Origin of the sequence: Mitsuokella sp. UBA4253, from assembly GCF_002395285.1 — a bacterium.
Lineage (GTDB): Bacteria > Bacillota > Negativicutes > Selenomonadales > Selenomonadaceae > Mitsuokella > Mitsuokella jalaludinii.
Genome location: NZ_DGWR01000015.1, coordinates 156,190 through 174,395, shown reverse-complemented (window position 1 = coordinate 174,395; position 18,206 = coordinate 156,190). Strand labels below are relative to the sequence as shown.

Annotated in this window: 17 protein-coding genes; 16 read left to right on the top strand and 1 reads right to left on the bottom strand. The window is 61.5% G+C overall.

The window, feature by feature from the left end:
* Positions 1 to 44 precede the first annotated feature (44 nt).
* The gene (locus tag B2X55_RS08010) at positions 45 to 1,256 is read left to right on the top strand and encodes an argininosuccinate synthase (RefSeq protein WP_036376470.1); all 1,212 of its coding nucleotides are present in this window, start codon (positions 45 to 47) and stop codon (positions 1,254 to 1,256) included.
* The gene (gene argH / locus B2X55_RS08005; protein WP_279181909.1) at positions 1,253 to 2,680 is read left to right on the top strand and encodes an argininosuccinate lyase; all 1,428 of its coding nucleotides are present in this window, start codon (positions 1,253 to 1,255) and stop codon (positions 2,678 to 2,680) included. Before B2X55_RS08010 ends, argH begins: the two co-directional genes overlap by 4 nt.
* A gap of 150 nt (positions 2,681 to 2,830) precedes the next feature.
* Here argH and B2X55_RS08000 read toward each other — a convergent pair whose 3' ends face one another.
* On the bottom strand, positions 2,831 to 3,931 hold the full coding sequence (locus B2X55_RS08000) for an SGNH/GDSL hydrolase family protein (RefSeq protein ID WP_286821641.1): 1,101 nt from the start codon (positions 3,929 to 3,931) through the stop codon (positions 2,831 to 2,833).
* A 170-nt stretch (positions 3,932 to 4,101) separates the two neighbouring features.
* Between B2X55_RS08000 and B2X55_RS07995 the strand changes: the two genes are divergently transcribed.
* The 14 genes from B2X55_RS07995 (at position 4,102) to B2X55_RS07930 (ending at position 18,174) form a co-directional block, all read left to right on the top strand.
* On the top strand, positions 4,102 to 5,943 hold the full coding sequence (locus tag B2X55_RS07995; protein WP_286821640.1) for an acyltransferase family protein: 1,842 nt from the start codon (positions 4,102 to 4,104) through the stop codon (positions 5,941 to 5,943).
* An 88-nt stretch (positions 5,944 to 6,031) separates the two neighbouring features.
* Complete coding sequence (locus B2X55_RS07990) at positions 6,032 to 6,646, top strand: hypothetical protein (protein ID WP_055160706.1); 615 nt, start codon at positions 6,032 to 6,034, stop codon at positions 6,644 to 6,646.
* Between the two features lie 102 nt (positions 6,647 to 6,748).
* Positions 6,749 to 6,994 carry a hypothetical protein gene (locus B2X55_RS07985; RefSeq protein WP_286821639.1) on the top strand — a complete coding sequence of 82 codons (246 nt, stop codon included), beginning with the start codon at positions 6,749 to 6,751 and terminating at the stop codon, positions 6,992 to 6,994.
* A 32-nt stretch (positions 6,995 to 7,026) separates the two neighbouring features.
* Positions 7,027 to 7,830, top strand: a complete 804-nt coding sequence (locus B2X55_RS07980) for an HAD family hydrolase (protein ID WP_286821638.1) — start codon at positions 7,027 to 7,029, stop codon at positions 7,828 to 7,830.
* 50 nt (positions 7,831 to 7,880) lie between these two features.
* Entirely contained in the window at positions 7,881 to 8,897 is a 1,017-nt protein-coding gene (locus B2X55_RS07975; RefSeq protein WP_414683494.1) for a ComEC/Rec2 family competence protein, read from the top strand.
* Positions 8,894 to 9,097 (top strand): DUF3006 domain-containing protein, encoded by a 204-nt coding sequence (locus B2X55_RS07970; protein ID WP_036376485.1) that lies wholly within the window; start codon positions 8,894 to 8,896, stop codon positions 9,095 to 9,097. The genes B2X55_RS07975 and B2X55_RS07970 overlap by 4 nt, the downstream gene beginning before the upstream one ends.
* A gap of 46 nt (positions 9,098 to 9,143) precedes the next feature.
* Entirely contained in the window at positions 9,144 to 10,214 is a 1,071-nt protein-coding gene (locus B2X55_RS07965; protein ID WP_286821637.1) for an N-acetylmuramoyl-L-alanine amidase family protein, read from the top strand.
* 112 nt (positions 10,215 to 10,326) lie between these two features.
* On the top strand, positions 10,327 to 10,920 hold the full coding sequence (locus B2X55_RS07960; RefSeq protein ID WP_055160718.1) for a GerMN domain-containing protein: 594 nt from the start codon (positions 10,327 to 10,329) through the stop codon (positions 10,918 to 10,920).
* A gap of 184 nt (positions 10,921 to 11,104) precedes the next feature.
* Positions 11,105 to 12,394, top strand: coding sequence for a trigger factor (gene tig / locus B2X55_RS07955; RefSeq protein WP_286821636.1), 1,290 nt, complete (start codon positions 11,105 to 11,107; stop codon positions 12,392 to 12,394).
* Between the two features lie 24 nt (positions 12,395 to 12,418).
* Positions 12,419 to 13,033 carry an ATP-dependent Clp endopeptidase proteolytic subunit ClpP gene (clpP, locus tag B2X55_RS07950; RefSeq protein WP_036376497.1) on the top strand — a complete coding sequence of 205 codons (615 nt, stop codon included), beginning with the start codon at positions 12,419 to 12,421 and terminating at the stop codon, positions 13,031 to 13,033.
* An 11-nt stretch (positions 13,034 to 13,044) separates the two neighbouring features.
* Positions 13,045 to 14,343 carry an ATP-dependent Clp protease ATP-binding subunit ClpX gene (gene clpX, locus B2X55_RS07945; protein ID WP_055160724.1) on the top strand — a complete coding sequence of 433 codons (1,299 nt, stop codon included), beginning with the start codon at positions 13,045 to 13,047 and terminating at the stop codon, positions 14,341 to 14,343.
* A gap of 151 nt (positions 14,344 to 14,494) precedes the next feature.
* Entirely contained in the window at positions 14,495 to 16,915 is a 2,421-nt protein-coding gene (gene lon / locus B2X55_RS07940; protein WP_270528383.1) for an endopeptidase La, read from the top strand.
* 28 nt (positions 16,916 to 16,943) lie between these two features.
* Positions 16,944 to 17,609, top strand: coding sequence for a ribosome biogenesis GTP-binding protein YihA/YsxC (gene yihA, locus B2X55_RS07935; protein WP_055160788.1), 666 nt, complete (start codon positions 16,944 to 16,946; stop codon positions 17,607 to 17,609).
* Positions 17,610 to 17,718: 109 nt separating this feature from the next.
* Positions 17,719 to 18,174, top strand: coding sequence for an AsnC family transcriptional regulator (locus B2X55_RS07930; RefSeq protein WP_036376503.1), 456 nt, complete (start codon positions 17,719 to 17,721; stop codon positions 18,172 to 18,174).
* The last annotated feature ends 32 nt before the right edge of the window (positions 18,175 to 18,206 follow it).

Genomic DNA, 18,206 nt, shown 5'->3' with positions numbered 1-18,206 from the left:
ACGCGTGATGGGCGGGGAGGAGTATAGGAAGAGAGGTTTTTACCATGGCTAAGATCAAGAAAGTCGTACTCGCATACTCGGGCGGTCTCGATACCTCCGTCATCATCCCGTGGCTCAAGGAGCATTACGATGGCTGCGAAGTCATCGCCTGCTGCGCCGATGTCGGACAGGGTGACGAGCTCGACGCCGTACACGACAAGGCCCTGAAGTCCGGTGCTTCCAAGGTCTACATCGCAGACCTCAAGGAGGAGTTCCTCAAGGAATACGTCTGGCCGACGCTCAAGGCCGGTGCTGTCTACGAGGACAAGTACCTGCTCGGCACGTCTTTTGCGCGCCCGATCATCGCGAAGAAGCTCGTCGAGATCGCCAAGCAGGAAGGCGCTGACGCCATCGCGCACGGCGCTACGGGCAAGGGCAACGACCAGGTCCGCTTCGAGCTGACGGTCAAGGCACTCGCACCGAACATCACGCTGATCGCTCCGTGGCGCGAGTGGGACCTCGATTCCCGTTCCGCTGAGATCGAGTATGCCAAGAAGCACGGCATCCCCATCGCGACGGAGAACAAGACGTACTCCATGGACCGCAACATCTGGCACCTCTCCCATGAGGGCTCCGACCTCGAGGACCCGGCCAACGAGCCGCACAACAGCATGTTCCTGATTTCCAAGGCGCCGGAAGACGCGAAGGATGAGCCGGAATACGTCACGGTCGACTTCGAGAAGGGCGAGCCGGTCGCTGTCAACGGCAAGAAGATGGATCCTGTCGCTCTCCTGACGGAGCTCAACGAGATCGGTGCGCGCAACGGCGTCGGCATCGTCGACATCTGCGAGAACCGCCTCGTCGGCATGAAGTCCCGCGGTGTCTATGAGAACCCGGGCGGATCGATCCTCTACTACGCACACCGCGAGCTCGAGTACCTCTGCCTCGACCGCATGACGTACCACTTCAAGCAGCACGTCGCTGTCCGCTTCGGCGAGCTCGTCTACGATGGCATGTGGTTCTGCCAGCTGCGCGAGGCGCTGTCCGCTTTCGTCGACAGCACGCAGCAGACGGTCACGGGTACGGTCAAGCTCAAGCTCTACAAGGGCAACATCATCTCCGCCGGCTCCACGAGCCCGTATTCCCTCTACAGCAAGGAATACGTCACGTTCGAGCACGATGATGTCTACAACCAGGCTGACGCCACGGGCTTCATCAACCTCTTCGGCCTGCCGCTCAAGGTACGCGCCCTGATGCAGGAGAAGAACAGTAAATGAGCAAGGCTATGTGGGGAGGCCGTTTCTCCAAGTCGACCGATGAGATGATCAACGAGTTCCAGGCCTCCATCAATTTCGACAAGCGCATGTACCACGAGGACATCGCGGGTTCCATCGCGCACGCCACGATGCTCGCGAAATGCGGCATCATCACAGAGGAGGACCGCGACAAGATCATCGCAGGCCTCAAGGACATCCTCCAGAAGATCGAGCAGGGCAACTTCGAGTTCTCCGTCGACCTCGAGGACATCCACATGAACATCGAGAAGCGCCTGACCGACGCCATCGGCGAGGCCGGCGGCCGCCTGCACACGGCGCGCAGCCGCAACGACCAGGTCGCGCTCGACACGCACATGTACGTGCGCCGCGAGGTCGTGGCTGTGCAGAAGGAGATCGAGAACCTGCAGCGCGCGCTCGTCGAGACGGCGGAGAAGTACAGCGACGTCATCATGCCGGGCTACACGCATCTGCAGCGCGCACAGCCAATCCTGTTCTCGCATCACCTGCTCGCGTACTTCGGGATGCTCTCGCGTGACTTCGCCCGCTTCGAGGGCGTCTACAAGCGCGCGGACATCATGCCGCTCGGCGCCGGCGCGCTCGCCGGCACGACCTTCCCGATCGACCGCGAGTTCGTGCAGAAGCAGCTCAACTTCGAGAGCATCTACACGAACAGCCTCGACGCCGTCAGCGACCGCGACTACATCATGGAGTTCCTCGCGGCGGCCTCGATCCTCATGGTCCATCTCTCGCGCCTCTCGGAGGAGACGATCCTCTGGTGCAGCCGCGAGTTCCACTTCGTCGAGCTCGACGATGCGCACTGCACGGGCTCCTCGATGATGCCGCAGAAGAAGAACCCGGATGTCTCCGAGCTCGTCCGCGGCAAGACGGGCCGCGTCATCGGTCACCTCATGGCCATGCTGACGACCGTCAAGGGCCTGCCTCTTGCCTACAACAAGGACCTGCAGGAGGACAAGGAGGGCATCTTCGACGCGATCGACACCGTGAAGTTCAGCCTCGCCGTCTACGCGCAGCTGATCCGCGGCATGAAGGTCCGCAAGGACGTCATGAAGAAGGCCGTGACGGAGGATTTCTCCAATGCGACCGACCTCGCCGACTACCTCGTCAAGAAGGGCATGCCGTTCCGCAAGGCGCATGCCGTCTCGGGCCAGGCCGTCCACGACTGCATCGAGAAGGGCATCTACCTCGAGGACATGAGCCTCGAGGACTTCCAGAAGCTTTCGCCGCTCTTCGGCGCCGACATCAAGGAGGCCATCAGCCCCGAGACGTGCGTCAAGAACCGCAACTCGCTCGGTGGCACGTCCTACAAGCAGGTAGAGCTCCAGCTCCACGCCGCCAAGGACCTGCTCGCAGCCGAGGAGAAGGTCTCCGACAGGGCAGCCGACCAGCAGATCCAGGTCAAGTAAATAAAAAGACAAGAAACGAGAAGCCCGCTTCTCTCATCGCTCTTGTGCGATGGGGAAGAGGGCTTCTCGTCTTTGTGTCTATGTAGAATGGAACGGCTGGCCGTTGTCGAGGTAATACGTCTCGTGGACGACGGCGACGGCCTGGTCCTGTCAATGATGGGGCAGGAAGGGCGCGAGGCGCGGGGCGAGGTATCGGGCGAGGCGGGCTGAGCCTGACTTCGTCGGGTGCGTGCCGTCGCCGACGAAGTCCCCGGGGGCGAGCAGCGGGCCGTCCTCGTTGAGCGCGATGTAGTGGGCCGGGATGCTTTCTCGCTGCGCGCGCTGGCAGGCCTCCTCAATCCAGAGACCCGCGAGCGGCGAGACGGCGGCGGGCAGCGGCTCGAGGCAGATGATGGGTGCCTCTGGGTTCATCGCATGCACGCGGCGCATGAGGCTCGTCCAGACCTGCACGTATTCCTCGTGATAGGGGCGGCGTTCCTTGTCGCTGAAGTCGTTCGTGCCGAGTGCGAGGATGACGGCGGAGACGGGCAGCTTCTCACTCTGCCAGATGGTGTTGCCGGGCGCCTTATGCGCGCCGTAGAGGGTCCAGCGGTAGCGCTCCTCGGTGTGGAGGCCGCGGTCAGGCCAGGGGGCGCCCCAGTTGTGGACGACGCCTTCGCCCGACTTGGCGACGACGCTGTAGTCGGCGCCGAGAAGGCGCGCGAGCTGCGGCGCAAACGCCATTGAGCCGTCCTCGATGGCAGCGTCGTTGTGGCCGTGCTTTTTGCCGTCGTTGCGGAAGCCCGCCGTGATGGAGTCGCCGACGAATTCCAGGCGCAGGCGCTCTGCCTGTCTTGCGGGAGCTTCGAGTGAGTCAGCCTCGAGTCCGCGGAAGTGGCTGATGCCGTACGAGCCCTCCGTCGCGCGCTCGAGCCTGAGCGTGTGGCGGCCATTGGTCAGGCCCTCGGCGAGCACGGTCGGACCGTCTGCTGCGGCGCGCACTTTGCGCGAAGGGCCGCCGTCAATGGAGACGAGCCAGCGGTTCTCGTGGTCTTGGAGATCGGCGGCGATGCGCGTGCCCGTGAAATCCGTCTCAAGGTAGACGGCCCCCTGCGCGGCTTCATAGCAGCCGCCGTTCTCCTGCCAGCGCCCCTCATAGTGGATGGCGGGGGCTGTGGCGGGGAAGGAGGCGGCAAGGGCGGTGCCCGGCAGGCAGGCGAGGGCGAGGCTCACGGTGAGCAGCTTCTGTCGTATTGTTTTCTTTCCATTCATTCTCATTTGAGTTATTCTCATTCGAGTCGTTTGAGTCGTGTGTGCAGTCAAATCGGTTCCATCCTTTCTCCATGCATCTCTTTCTATCGGTTTTCGCTTTTGGGCTTGCTTTTTCCTTCTCTGCACTCTATATTATAAGTTATGATATCATGGTTTAGGAGTTGATCATTTTGTCGTTATTTGGACGTGAAGTGGCGGGCAGGCGGCACATCGACGGGCTCGATGTGCTGCGCACGCTGGCGATTGTCGGCGTCACACTCTTCCACATGTTCCCCGAGCGGCTGCCGGGCGGCTATCTCGGCGTCTCGCTCTTCTTCGTGCTCACGGGCTTTTTGCTCGCCTACACGAGCAAGCGCAGCTGGCTCGAGCACCGCTTCCGCGTGAAGGCGTACTACTGGAAGCGCATCAAGCGCATCTACCCGTCGCTCTTCATCGTGCTGCTGACGACGATCGGCGTCTTTTCCTTCGTGCTGCCAAAGGCCGTCGCGGCCATCCGGCCGGAGTTCCTCTCAATCGTCCTCGGCTACAACAACTGGTGGCAGATCGCGCAGAATGCCGACTACTTCACGCGCCTGACGAATGCCTCGCCGTTCACGCACCTCTGGTTCATGGGCATCGAGATGCAGTACTACCTCGTCTGGCCGCTGCTCTTCGCGCTCTACGCCTTTCTCGACATCCTCGCCGGGCGCCGCGCGGGCCTCGCGGTGCTCGCCTTGCTCGCGCTCGGCTCGGCGGCCGTCATGCCGATGATGTACGAGCCGGACATGGATGTCACGCGCCTCTACTACGGCACGGACACGCGCGTCTACGCGCTGCTCTTCGGCGCCGTGCTCGGCCTCTGGTGGGTCGATCACCCGCGCGCTCGCCTCGGCAAATACAGGATGCTGCTCGGCTATCTCGCCTGGCCCGTACTCGTCGGCGCATCGATTGCCGCCTACTTCCTCTTTGACGGCCAGTCTGCCTACGTCTACGAGTGGGGCATGCTCGCGATGACCGCGCTCTTCTGTGTGCTCCTGCTGCTGACGGCCGACGACCGCTTCTTCGTCGGCGCCGCGCTCGAGAGCCCGGGGCTCCGCTGGCTCGGCTGGCTCGGCAAGCGCAGCTTCGGCATCTACCTCTGGCAGTACCCGGTCATCTACCTCTTCGCCAAGCTCGGCTGGACGCAGCTGCCGTACTATGCGGCGCTCGAGATCGCAGCCATCCTCGTCTTGACCATCTGGTCGGACGCACTCGCGCATGTCATCACGAGCCGCCGCCTGCCGGCCATCCGCGGCCGCCACGTCGTCACGGCCTGCATCTTCCTGATGGCCTTCACGCTGCCGGGCCTCGCGCTCATGGGCTTCGGCGGCCACGCGATCGCCGTCTCGGCCGACCAGAAGGTCAGCGACACGGGCGAGTTGCAGGAGAGGCTCGCCGCCAATGCCGCGGAGCAGCAGGCGGCCAATGACCAGGCGGCAGCAGAGGCCGCCGAGCAGAAGGCAGCGGAGGATGAAGCCGCGGTCGACCTCTCGGGCGTCGCCTGTATCGGCGACTCCGTGATGCTCGGCTCTTCGGGCGAGCTTCGCAAGGTGCTGCCGGGCTGCATCATTGATGCGGAAGTCTCGCGCTACGTCGGCGGCGGCCTCGACGCGGCGAAAGAGATGGCGGCACAGGGACGCCTCGGCAAGAACGTCGTCATCGCGCTCGGCACGAACGGCCCGATTGCCGGCTACGAGAAGTACGAGGTCCAGACGCGCGCGCTCCTCGAGTATCTCGGTCCCGACCGCCACATCTTCTGGGTCAATGTCTATTGCCCGGAGCTCTCGTGGCAGCAGACGAACAACGACTACCTCGCGAATATGGCCAAAGACCATCCGAACGTGACGATCGTCGACTGGTACGGCCTCGTCTCCAAGCATCCGGAATGGCTCGGCGGCGACGGCATCCACCCGAACGACGAGGGCACGGCCGCTTATGCCAAGCTCATCCACGACACGATGGCAGAGACGCTCGCGCATCCCGCGGCCGACTGATGACGCTTCTATGGATTTTCTATCGTTTTCCGTTACTTTTCAGAATACCCGCTTATACTGGTATCCAGATTGAAAAGGAGTGATAATCATGCTGATGCTTGTTCTTGTCTTAGGGCTCAACCTCGTCATCAGTTTCCTCAACGCCCGCAACGTCGGGCGCGTCTGGGCGGAGTCGAAGGCCGTCGGTGGCTGGATCCGCCTGCTGGCCTGGTGCGGCGCCATCCAGTCGGCCGCCGGCTTCACCTTCGTCTACGCCGTCGTCGTCGGCTACATCGCCGTGAGCACGGGCTACCTGCCGCCCGCGATGCTCGGCGTCATGATGAACCTCATCTACATCATGATCATCGTGCCGCTCATCGGCTCGGGCATCTTCATCACGATCCAGTCGTGGATCGCCTTCGCGCGCGACAAGTCGCTCTCGAACCTTGGCGTCGCCGGCTGGAACACGTTCGCGCAGGCCTACAACACCTACAACGCGATCCAGAGCTTCGGCCCGGCGCTCGACAGCGTGCAGCAGGGGCTCGGCGGCCTGTTCTCGGATGACGGCGACAGCGACAACTCGACGGCGCGCGTCATCCTGCTCGTCGCCATCGTACTGCTCGCCGGCGTGCTGACGACGTCCGTCATCGTGCGCCGCTACGAGGCGAGCCTGCCCGTGTCGGAGGAAATCCGCCGCGGCACGCGCGACCTCGAGTACCGCTGACAACTGCAAAAAAATGTACCATCGAGGTTCTGAAATAACTTGAATCTGACTCCAATCCCGAGTAGTATAAAAGCAAGAATACACGAGATTGGAGTCTTTACTTTGCGTAAACCGTATCAGAACAATAAGACGGACAGAACGAAAATGGAGCGGGAGGGGCAGGAGAGCTGGCTCTCTGCAGCGGTCAAACCGATGGACGGCGTGATCGCCATCGCAGCGATCTGCATCTTCTCGGTGATGGACTTCTCGAAGATGGAGACGGTCGACTGGATCTTTACGGTGACGTTCGCCATCTGGTTCGTGCTGACCATCGTCCGCTGCTGCATCTACTACCGCAAGTCGCGTTGAATACCGGTCAATCGGTCTATGGGGGAATGCATGTGAAACAAGAGAGAAAAGCCGTCTTCTTCGACATCGACGGCACATTGATCAACATCATGGAAGGGCAGACGCAGATTGCGCCGGCCGTCAAGGAGGCCATCCGCGCACTGCGCGCGGCGGGCCACTGCACGTTCATCGCGAGCGGCAGGCCGTATGCCTACCTCGACCCGGAGCTCGTGCAGCAGGATCTGTTCGACGGCTACGTGCTCATGAACGGCGCCGTCGTGCTGCTCGGCGACAAGACCATCTACAAGAAGATGCTGCCGCAGGCGACGGTCGAAGAGATCGCGCGCCTTGCAGAAGCACACGGCGTCGAGTACATCCTCGAGGGGCCGCATAGCGTCTACCTCAAGCCGGAGTACAAGCTGACGGAGGCGTTCTACCGCAGCATCGATGTCGATGTCACGCAGTTCGTGCGCGACTACGACCTCGAGAAGGTGCCTGTCGCGAAGATGGAATTTGCCTCGGAGGACCCGGGCGGCCACGGCCTCTTTGCGAAGCTGCTTTCCTGGCCGGGGCTCGCGGGCCTCATGGACCCGTACCACAAGAAGAACATGGAGCTCTACGCGGCAGACGTCACGAAGGGCTCGGGCATCCTGCACGCGCTCTCGTATCTCGACATTCCCGTCTCGAGGAGCTTCGCCTTCGGCGACGGGCTCAATGACATCGAGATGATGCAGACGGTCGGCACGAGCCTCGTCATGGACAATGCGCGGCCGCAGCTCAAGGCGCTGGCCGACCACATCGTGCCGTCCGTCGACGAGGACGGCGTGGCTGCGGGCATCGCAGAGTACCTGCTCTGAGGCAGGCGCAGATATAAAGATAGGAATTGATTGTATCAGGGGGAAAAAACGTGAGAAAGAAAATCGGTATGATACTCGGCATCATCATGCTGGCCATCGCCGTGCTGACGGGCTGCGGCGGCAGCCAGGGCACGAGTTCTTCGAGTGCCTCTTCGGGCGCTGCAAAGTCCTCGGCGACGGCCACGGCCGGCAAGGATGTCACGATCAAGATGCTCAACGTCGGCCAGGGTGACTCCATCCTCATCCAGACGGCGGAGCAGACGGTGCTCATCGACACGAGCGATGTCGACGAGCGCGACAAGTTCAAGCGCGAGCTCGACAAGGCGGGCGTCAAGAAGATCGACAAGGTCATCCTGACGCATCCGCATGCCGACCACATCGGCGGCATGGACGTCCTCCTCAAGGACTACCAAGTCGGCACGGTCTACGACAACGGCATGCCGTCGACGTCGAAGCTCTACATCGGCTACATGAAGCAGCTCAAGGCGAAAGGCATCAAGCACCAGGCGCTCAAGGCCGGCGATGTGCTCGACTTCGGCAGCGGCGTCTCGTTCAAGGTCTTCTACCCGACGAAGGAACTCGTCGAGAAGGGCACGCAGAAGGGCTATAAGCACGATCCGAACAATGAGTCGGTCGTCGGCAAGCTCACCTACGGCGACTTCTCGATGCTCTTTACGGGCGATGCCGAGCAGCCGGTCGAGGAGCAGCTCCTGAAGGCGGATGTCAAGGACCTCAAGAGCACCATCCTCAAGAGCCCGCATCACGGCAGCAGCACGGGCTCGTCCGTGGCGTACCTCAAGGCCGTCTGGCCGGAAGCCGTGCTGATCTCGTGCGGCCAGGGCAATGATTACGGCCACCCGCACACGGATGTGCTCGCACGCTATCTCGGCCAAAGCACCTATAAGGACCGCCGCGACGGCTCGCAGAAGAAGACGAAGCTCGTCAAGAACGACAAGGGCGAAATCTACAAGGGCAAGGTCTATGAGACCGACAAGAACGGCACGATCACCATCACGACGGATGGCAAGGACTACAGCATCAAGGCAGAGGAGGGGAAGGCACAATGATCTCAGCCTATCTCGACCGCTTTGAGGGCGACCTCGCCGTGCTTTTGCTCGGCGAGGAGATGAAGAAAGTCAACTTCCCGAAGCGCTTCCTGCCAGAGGGCGTCGGCGAGGGCGATTACCTCAAGATCGACATCGCCTACGACAGGGAAGCGACGGAGAAGGCCGAGCAGGAAGCGCTCGACCTCCTCAAAGACGATTAAAGACGATTGATGGATCAAGATGAGAATGAAGAAGGAGGAACTCTTTTTGTTCAGCAAGATATGCCGTGGAGCCGCCATGCTCTTGATGCTGCTCGCCTGTGCGGCGGCCATCCTGCCGCAGAATGGTGAGGCGGCAAGGCGCGAAGCGGTGCACAGACTCAATTACTTCCAGTCGTATGAGACGGAGGTCGACGGTCGCCAGGCCCTGCGCATCGAGGTCGGCATGGACCGGGACAATGTGACGTACGATGTCACGACGCGCCCCTACCTCGAGAAGCAGCTCATCATCGACCTCTCGAACACGGAGCCCGGCAAGCTCAAGTCCGACTATAGCTTCAGCGGCAAGTACGCCAAGCACCTGCACATCCGTGAGCTCGAGGCGCGCCACACGCAGATCCGCATCGACTGCAAGAACCCTGTCGTCGACGGCAGCTACGCCGTGCACGCAGAGCCGGCGGACCGCAAGGCCAAGAAGCCGTACCGCCTCGTCATCGACATCTTCGCGACGAGCGGCACGGGGAGCTCCTCGCGCGTCGCGGGCGTCAGCGGCCACTCCATCGTCATCGACCCGGGCCACGGCGGCAGCGACACAGGTGCTGTCGGCCCGACGGGTGTGACGGAAGCCTCCGTGACGCTCGCCGTCTCGAAGGACCTGCAGTCCATCCTCGAGAACTCGGGCGCGCGCGTCACGATGACGCGCAACAAGGACGTCGACGTCTACGGCCCGAACGCATCGGACCGCCAGGAACTCCAGGCGCGCGTCAACGTCGGCGAGTACACGCCGGGGGCGGAGCTCTTCGTCTCGATCCACTGCAACGCCTTCTCGAATCCGGCCTCGCACGGTATGGAGACGTATTACTACGCGGGCTCGCCGAGGGGCGAGCGCATCGCGACCCTGGTCAATGAGGAGCTCGAGAAGGCCGGCGGCCTCTTCAACCGCGGCGTCAAGACGGCGAACTTCTATGTCATCAAGCACTCGAGCATGCCGGCGACGCTCGCCGAGCTCGCCTTCATCACGAATACGCGCGAAGAGCAGCTGCTCAACAACGCCCAGTACCAGATGAAGCTCGCCGAGGCCATCGCGCGCGCCATCGGCCGCTATTTCAGCGGCAACTGAGGCAGGGAATCGCAGGGCGAATCTCGAATCTAGACGTGTAGAAGCAAGGATATGCATGAAAACATGAATGACATGAAGCAGACGGAATAGACGGAACAGGAGATGAAGGATCATGAAGAAATACGTCCGTTACGCAATGCTGGGGCTCGCAATCTTCGCGCTCGCCCTTCTCGCCGGCTGCGGCTCAGAGACGGCTGGCAAGGGCACGGCAGACGGCAGCTCGTCATCTGCCATCCAGGCGGAGAGCGCACCGGCAGCCACGTCCTCGAGCCAGGGCACCGAGAAGAAGCCGCAGAAGCTCACGATCAAGGTCTACTACCCCGATGAGCAGGGCATGAAGCTCATTGCCGACAAGCGCACGGTCACGCTCGACGGGCAGGAGAAGTACACGGCGGCGATGGAGTCGCTCCTCGAAGGCACGAAGGAGAAGGGCCAGACGAACATCATCCCGAAGCAGACCAAGCTCCGCAGTGTCAAGGTCGAGAACGGCACGGCGACGGTCGACTTCACGGGCGACCTGCGCAAGGACTTCGTCGGCGGCTCGACGGGCGAGACGATGCTCGTCGGCTCCGTCGTCGACACCTTGACGGAATTCCCGGAGGTCAAGAAGGTCCAGATCCTCATCGACGGCAAGAAAGTCGAATCGCTCAGCGGCCACATGGACCTCTCGCAGCCGATGGGACGCATGGCAGACCTCCTGAAGTGATTCGGGGCTTCTCCGTGCCAGACAACTTGATATTTTGACTTTTTAGTCCAGCAATGCGCAGAAATCCTTGTATTCCTGCGCATTTTATGTTATGATAAAATCCATATGGCATGTTTTTGAGGCTGACAAGCCGGAACTGGCCAATCATGATGCAATAAGATGATACAGGAGGTCATTTCACACAATGAAAGTTACGGTAGAAAATGGAGAGAACCAGCAGGTCACTCTGACGATTGAGGTCGAAGCAGCAGAAGTCAACAAGGCAGTCGATCAGGCATGCAAGCGTCTCGCAAACCGCGTGAGCATCCCGGGTTTCCGCAAGGGCAAGGCTCCGCGCATGATCGTCGAGCGCCACGTCGGCAAGGACGCTGTTCTGCAGGAAGCTTTCGATATCGTCGCTCCGAAGGCACTGAGCAAGGCTTTCGACGAGCAGAAGATCGACCCGGTGACGCGCCCGAGCGTCGACATCGAGACGCTCGAAGAGGGCAAGGACCTCGTCTTCAAGGCTACGGTCACGCCGCGTCCTGAGGTGAAGCTCGGCGACTACAAGGGCCTCAATGTCCCGAAGAACGAAGTCAGCATCACGGACGAGGATGTCGAGAAGCAGCTCAAGACGTTCCAGGACCGCCAGGGCAAACTCGTCGACGCTCCGGAAGGCGCTGAGGTAAAAGACGGCGACTTCACGACGCTCGACTTCAAGGGCTTTGTCGACGGTGAGGCATTCGACGGCGGCGAGGGCAAGGACTACCCGCTGCAGATCGGCTCCAACAGCTTCATCCCGGGCTTCGAGGACCAGCTCGTCGGCGCGAAGATCGGCGAGGAGCGCGACGTCAACGTCAAGTTCCCGGAAGAGTATCATGCCAAGGAGCTCGCTGGCAAGGACGCTACGTTCAAGTGCACGATCCGCAGCATCAAGACGAAAGAGTTGCCGGCCATCGACGATGAACTCGCCAAGAAGGTCAGCAAGTTCGAGACGCTCGATGAGCTCAAGGCTGACATCCGCAAGAACCTCGAGGAGAACGCTGAGCGCACGGCTGAGAACGACCAGAAGAGCGCTGCCATCGAGATGGCTACGAACAACATCACGGTCGACATCCCGGCTGTCATGATCGACAACCGCGTCACGGCCATGATCCAGGAGATGGCGATGCGCCTCGAGCAGCAGGGCATGAAGCTCGAGCAGTACCTGCAGTACGCTGGCACGGACATCGCGAAGCTCCGCGAGCAGTATCGCGAGACGGCTGAGAAGAACGTCAAGACGGACCTCATGCTCGAGGAAGTCGCCAAGGCAGAGAACATCAAAGTAGAAGCCAAGGACCTCGACGAAGAAGTCGCTGCTATGGCAGCTGCTTACGGCGCTACGCCGCAGCAGGTCCAGAAGATCATCAAGGAGCAGGGTCGTATTGGCGATCTGGCTGCATCCGTACTCCGCAAGAAGACGGCTCAGTTCATCATCGATAACATCGCCAAATAAGATCCCTGATATGGGGGTATACCTATGAGTTATGTACCAATGGTAGTGGAGCGTTCCAATACGGGCGAGCGCGCGTATGATATCTACTCGCGCCTCCTCAAGGACCGCATCATCTTCCTGGGCGGCCCGATTGACGACGCTGTCGCCAATACGGTTGTTGCGCAGCTCTTGTTCCTCGAGTCGGAAGACCCGGACAAGGACATCCATCTGTACATCAACAGCCCGGGCGGCGTCGTCACGGCAGGCCTTGCCATCTACGACACCATGCAGTATATCAAGCCGGATGTGTCGACAATCTGTATCGGCCAGGCAGCGAGCATGGGCGCGCTGCTCCTGACGGCAGGTGCCAAGGGCAAGCGCTACGCGCTGCCGAATGCCCGCATCATGATCCATCAGCCGCTCGGCGGTGCACAGGGTCAGTCGACGGACATCCAGATCCAGGCGCGCGAGATCCAGCGCATCCGCGAGGTCATCAATGACATCCTCGTGGAGTCGACGGGCAAGGACCGCGAGACGGTCGTGCAGGATACGGAGCGCGATAACTTCATGACGGCAGAGGAAGCCAAGGCGTACGGCCTGGTCGACGAGGTGATCACTCGTCCGGTCAAGAAGGGCAAGAAATCGGAGACCAAGGCATAAGAGGTGATGTCATGTTGAAGTTTGGGGATGAGAAAGGCCAGCTCAAGTGCTCGTTCTGCGGCAAGACGCAGGATCAGGTGCGCAAGCTGGTAGCTGGTCCAGGTGTCTACATCTGTGATGAATGCATCGAGCTCTGCAATGAGATCATCGAAGAGGAATTCAGCGACGATGTCGAAGTCGAGCTCAAGGACGTCCCAAAACCGAAGGACATCCGCGCAATCCTCGACCAGTACGTCATCGGCCAGGACGAAGCCAAGAAGACCTTGTCCGTGGCTGTCTACAACCACTATAAGCGCATCAACATGGGGCAGGGGAAGAACAATGAGGATGTGGAACTCGCAAAGTCGAACATCCTCATGATCGGCCCGACGGGCAGCGGCAAGACGCTGCTCGCGCAGTCGCTCGCACGCATCCTCAATGTGCCGTTTGCCATCGCCGATGCGACGGCCCTGACGGAAGCCGGCTACGTCGGCGAAGACGTTGAGAACATCCTGTTGAAGCTCATCCAGGCGGCGGACTACGACGTCGAGAAGGCTGAGCGCGGCATCATCTACATCGACGAGATCGATAAGATTGCGCGCAAGTCCGAGAACCCGTCCATCACGCGCGATGTGTCGGGCGAGGGTGTCCAGCAGGCGCTCTTGAAGATTCTCGAGGGTACGACGGCTTCCGTGCCGCCGCAGGGCGGCCGCAAGCACCCGCACCAGGAGCTCATCCAGATCGATACGACGAATATCCTCTTTATCTGCGGCGGTGCCTTCGACGGCATCGAGAAGATCATCGAGTCGCGTCTCGGTCAGAAGCAGATGGGCTTTGGCGCGCCGATCAAGTCGAAGCGCCAGAGGAACATTGGCGACACGCTGCGCAAGGTCCTGCCGGAAGACCTCTTGAAGAGCGGTCTTATCCCGGAATTCATCGGCCGACTGCCCGTCGTCGTGACGCTCGACGCACTCGACGAGGACGCACTCGTCAACATCCTGACGCAGCCGAAGAACGCGCTCGTCAAGCAGTACCAGAAGCTCCTCGAGCTCGACGGTGTCACACTGACGTTCGACGACGACGCCCTGCGCCAGATCGCCAAGGAGGCGCTCAAGCGCAAGACAGGGGCGCGCGGCCTGCGCTCGATCATCGAGGGCATCATGCGCAATGTCATGTACGATGTGCCGTCGATTGAGGGCGTGACCGCCTGCCGCGTGACGAAGGACGTCATCACATCCAAGAAAGAACCCATCCTGACCGTCGACAAGGACGCAAAGTCCGCCGACAAAGCAGATAAAGCCAAGGATGGCAACAAGGAAGCATCGGCCTGATACGATGCAAGACAGGGCGCTGCAGCTTGCAGCGCCTTGTCTTTTTATCCACAAGATAACGACAAGGGGAGGGATATATATGTCAGAAGCACCAGAAAGGAACGAGAACAAAACGGCACCTGCCGCCTCGAAGAAACGCACACCGCCAGAGATGAAGACGCTGCCGATGCTGCCGCTGCGCGGCATGGTGGTCTTTCCCTACATGATCATCCACCTCGACGTCGGCCGCGAGCGCTCGCTGGCGGCTCTCGAGAAGGCGATGATGGAGGACCACCGCATCCTGCTCGTCTGCCAGATTGATGCCGACAAGGACGACCCGAGGCGCGAGGATCTCTACAACTACGGCACAGTCGCCGTGATCAACCAGATCCTCAAGCTGCCAGGCGGCACGGTCCGCGTGCTCGTCGAGGGCGAGAAGCGCGCGCGCATCAGCGACTATCACCGGCTCGAGAATTACGACGAGGTCGAGGCCAAGGTCTACACCGACCCGATCTACACCTCGACGGATGTGGAAGTCGCGACGCGCTCCCTCATCCACCGCTTTGAGGACTGGGTCAAGCTCTCGAAGCGCATCCCGGCCGACACGCTCGTCTCCGTCGCCATCATCGACGATGCCGGGCGCCTGGCCGACCTCATCGCGAGCCACCTGAACCTCAAGGTCCACATGCGCCAGGACTTGCTCGAGTGCATCAACATCCGGGACCGCCTCGAGCTGCTCTCGTATGACCTCTCGCACGAGATCGAGCTCCTGCGCATGGAGCGGAACATCGACGGCAAGGTCCGCCAGCAGATGGACAAGGCCCAGCGCGACTACTACCTGCGCGAGCAGATCAAGGTCATCCGCAAGGAGCTCGGCTACAAGGACGACATCGTCTCCGACATCGCCGAGTACCGCACGAAGCTCGCCGTCGGCGGCTACCCCGAGCGCGTGCAGGAGGTCGTGAACCGCGAGCTCCACCGCCTCGAGGGCATGAACAACATGAACACCGAGACGAGCGTCATCCGCAACTACGTCGAATGGCTGCTCGCCCTGCCGTGGAACAAGGAGTCGAAGGACACGGTCGACGTCAAGAAGGCGGCCAAGATCCTCGACCACGACCACTACGGCCTGCAGAAGGTCAAGGAACGCATCCTCGACTTCCTCGCCGTGCACCAGCTCGCACCCGACAAGAATGCGCCGATCCTCTGCCTCGTCGGACCGCCGGGCGTCGGCAAGACGTCGCTCGCAGCATCCGTCGCGCGCGCGACAGGGCGCCAGTTCATCCGCGCCTCGCTCGGCGGCGTGCGCGATGAGGCCGAGATCCGCGGCCACCGCCGCACCTACGTCGGCGCGATGCCGGGCCGCATCATCGAGGGCATCCGCAACGCCGGCACGCGCAACCCCGTCTTCCTGCTCGACGAGGTCGACAAGCTCGCGGCCGACTACCGCGGCGACCCGTCGTCGGCACTCCTCGAGGTGCTCGACCCCGCGCAGAACAAGGCGTTCAGCGACCACTACATCGATATCCCGTTCGACCTCTCGAAGGTCTTCTGGATCGTCACGGCCAACAACCTCGGTACCATCCCGCGCCCGCTGCGCGACCGCATGGAGATCATCGAGCTCTCGAGCTACACCGAGTACGAGAAGCTCGAGATCGCAAAGCGCTACCTCGTCGGCCGTCAGCGTGAACAGAACGGCCTCTCCGGCAAGGACATCCGCTTCGGCGCAGGCGTGCTACAGGACATCGTCGAGCACTACACGCGCGAGTCGGGCGTGCGCGAGCTCGAGCGCCTCATCGGCCAGGTCTGCCGCAAGGCCGCACGCAAGATCGTCGAGGGCGAAGAGCCGCCCATCCGCGTGACGCGCCGCAACCTGACGGACTTCCTCGGCCGCGTGAAGTTCCTGGAGACGAAGTCGGAGAAGAAGCCGCAGGTCGGCGTCGCGACGGGCATGGCCTGGACCGAAGTCGGCGGTGCGATCCTGCCGACTGAAGTCACCGTGCTCAAGGGCAAGGGCAAGCTCATCCTGACGGGCCAGCTCGGCGACGTCATGCAGGAGTCGGCGCAGGCCGCGCTCTCCTACATCCGCAGCCGCGCCGATGCCCTCGGCCTGCCGGAGGATTTCTACGAGAAGGACGACATCCACATCCACCTGCCAGAAGGCGCCGTGCCCAAAGACGGACCGTCCGCCGGCATCACGATGGCCACGGCCATGATCTCGGCCCTGACGGGGCGCAAGGTCCACAGCGACGTCGCCATGACCGGCGAGATCACGCTGCGCGGCAACGTCCTGCCGATCGGCGGCCTCAAGGAGAAGGTGCTCGCCGCCTACCGCGAGGGCATGAAGACCATCGTCCTGCCGAAGAAGAACGCGCGCGACATCGAGGAGATCCCCGAGAGCGTGCGCGAGAAGCTGACCTTCGTGCCTGCCTCGCACATGGACGAGGTCTTGAAGACCGCCCTGCTGCCGGCAGACAGACCGGCGAAACAAGAGACGGAAGTGCCAGATGAGAAGGCGCCTGCGAAGAAAGACGAGACGGGCGCGAACGCATCCAGTACAGAAAGCGGTCAGGGGGGTGACAATGATGCCTGAAGCAAATGACAAGAACAGTGATCAGGCGATGCAGGCTGCAGCGGAGCAGAAGCCCGCAGCCGTAGAGCCCGTCGTCATCACGCAGGGCAGGTACATCGCCTCGGCCGTCAGGAAAGACCAGTACCCCGAGCGCGAGCTGCCGGAGATCGTCTTCATCGGCCGCTCGAATGTCGGCAAGTCATCCCTCATCAACTCGCTGACGCGCATCCGCGGCCTTGCGCGCGTCTCTGCGCAGCCGGGCAAGACGCAGACGATCAACTTCTTCGAGCTGACGGCCAAGCTGCGCGACGAGAAGACCGGCGAAGAAGAGGGCCGCAAGGACTTCTACCTCGTCGACCTGCCGGGCTACGGCTACGCCAAGACGGGCAAGGAGCGCCGCAAGATCTGGAAGAAGTTCATCGACGAGTACCTGCTGACCTCGCCGAATCTGCAGTTCGTCTGCCAGCTCATCGACATCCGCCACGAGCCCATGGCCTCGGACGTCGAGATGTTCCAGTGGCTCGTCGAGCACCATGTCCCCGTGCTGATCGTCGCGACGAAGGCCGACAAGATCGGCAAGAACGCGCGCCAGAAGAACATCGCGGCCATCCGCCGCGCCCTCGGCGTCAAGGAGATCTCCATCCTGCCGTATTCCTCCGTAAAAAATGAAGGACGTTCAGATTTACTTGACGTCATCCGTGAAACTCTAGTATAATAGAGATAACGAAAGATGAATTGGATTCACGTTTCGCGTGAATCCAATTTTTTTAGGAACATATACGAGCATAAGGGAATCTGTAGAGAAGAATCTTGGGGGAATCATCATGGAGCTGACAACGTTTGACAAAGACTTACTGAACCTGCTGCAGGGCAGCCTGCCCGTCTGCAGCCGCCCGTTCGCAGCCTTGGCAGAAAAGCTCGGCACAACGGAAGAAGCCGTCATCGACCGCCTGCAGGTCCTCAAAGAGGAGGGCTACCTGCGCCGCATCGGCACCTTCTTCAATTCGGGCCGCCTCGGCTACAAGGGCACGCTCGTCGCCCTGCGCGTCGACCCCGAGAAGATGGAGGCCGTCGCCAAGGCCATCAACCGCTACCCCGGTGCCACCCACAACTATGAGCGCGAGGGCCGCTACAACCTCTGGTTCACCCTGCTGACGCCGGGCCTCGACAAGGAGCACGAGATCCTCACGGAGATCCGCGCCCTGCCCGGCGTCGAGAGCATGCTCAACCTCAAATCGCAGAAGAAATACAAGATCAACGTCCAGTTCAAGCTGGCCTGATGAGACAAGCAATGCAAGCAAAGGGGACCCCG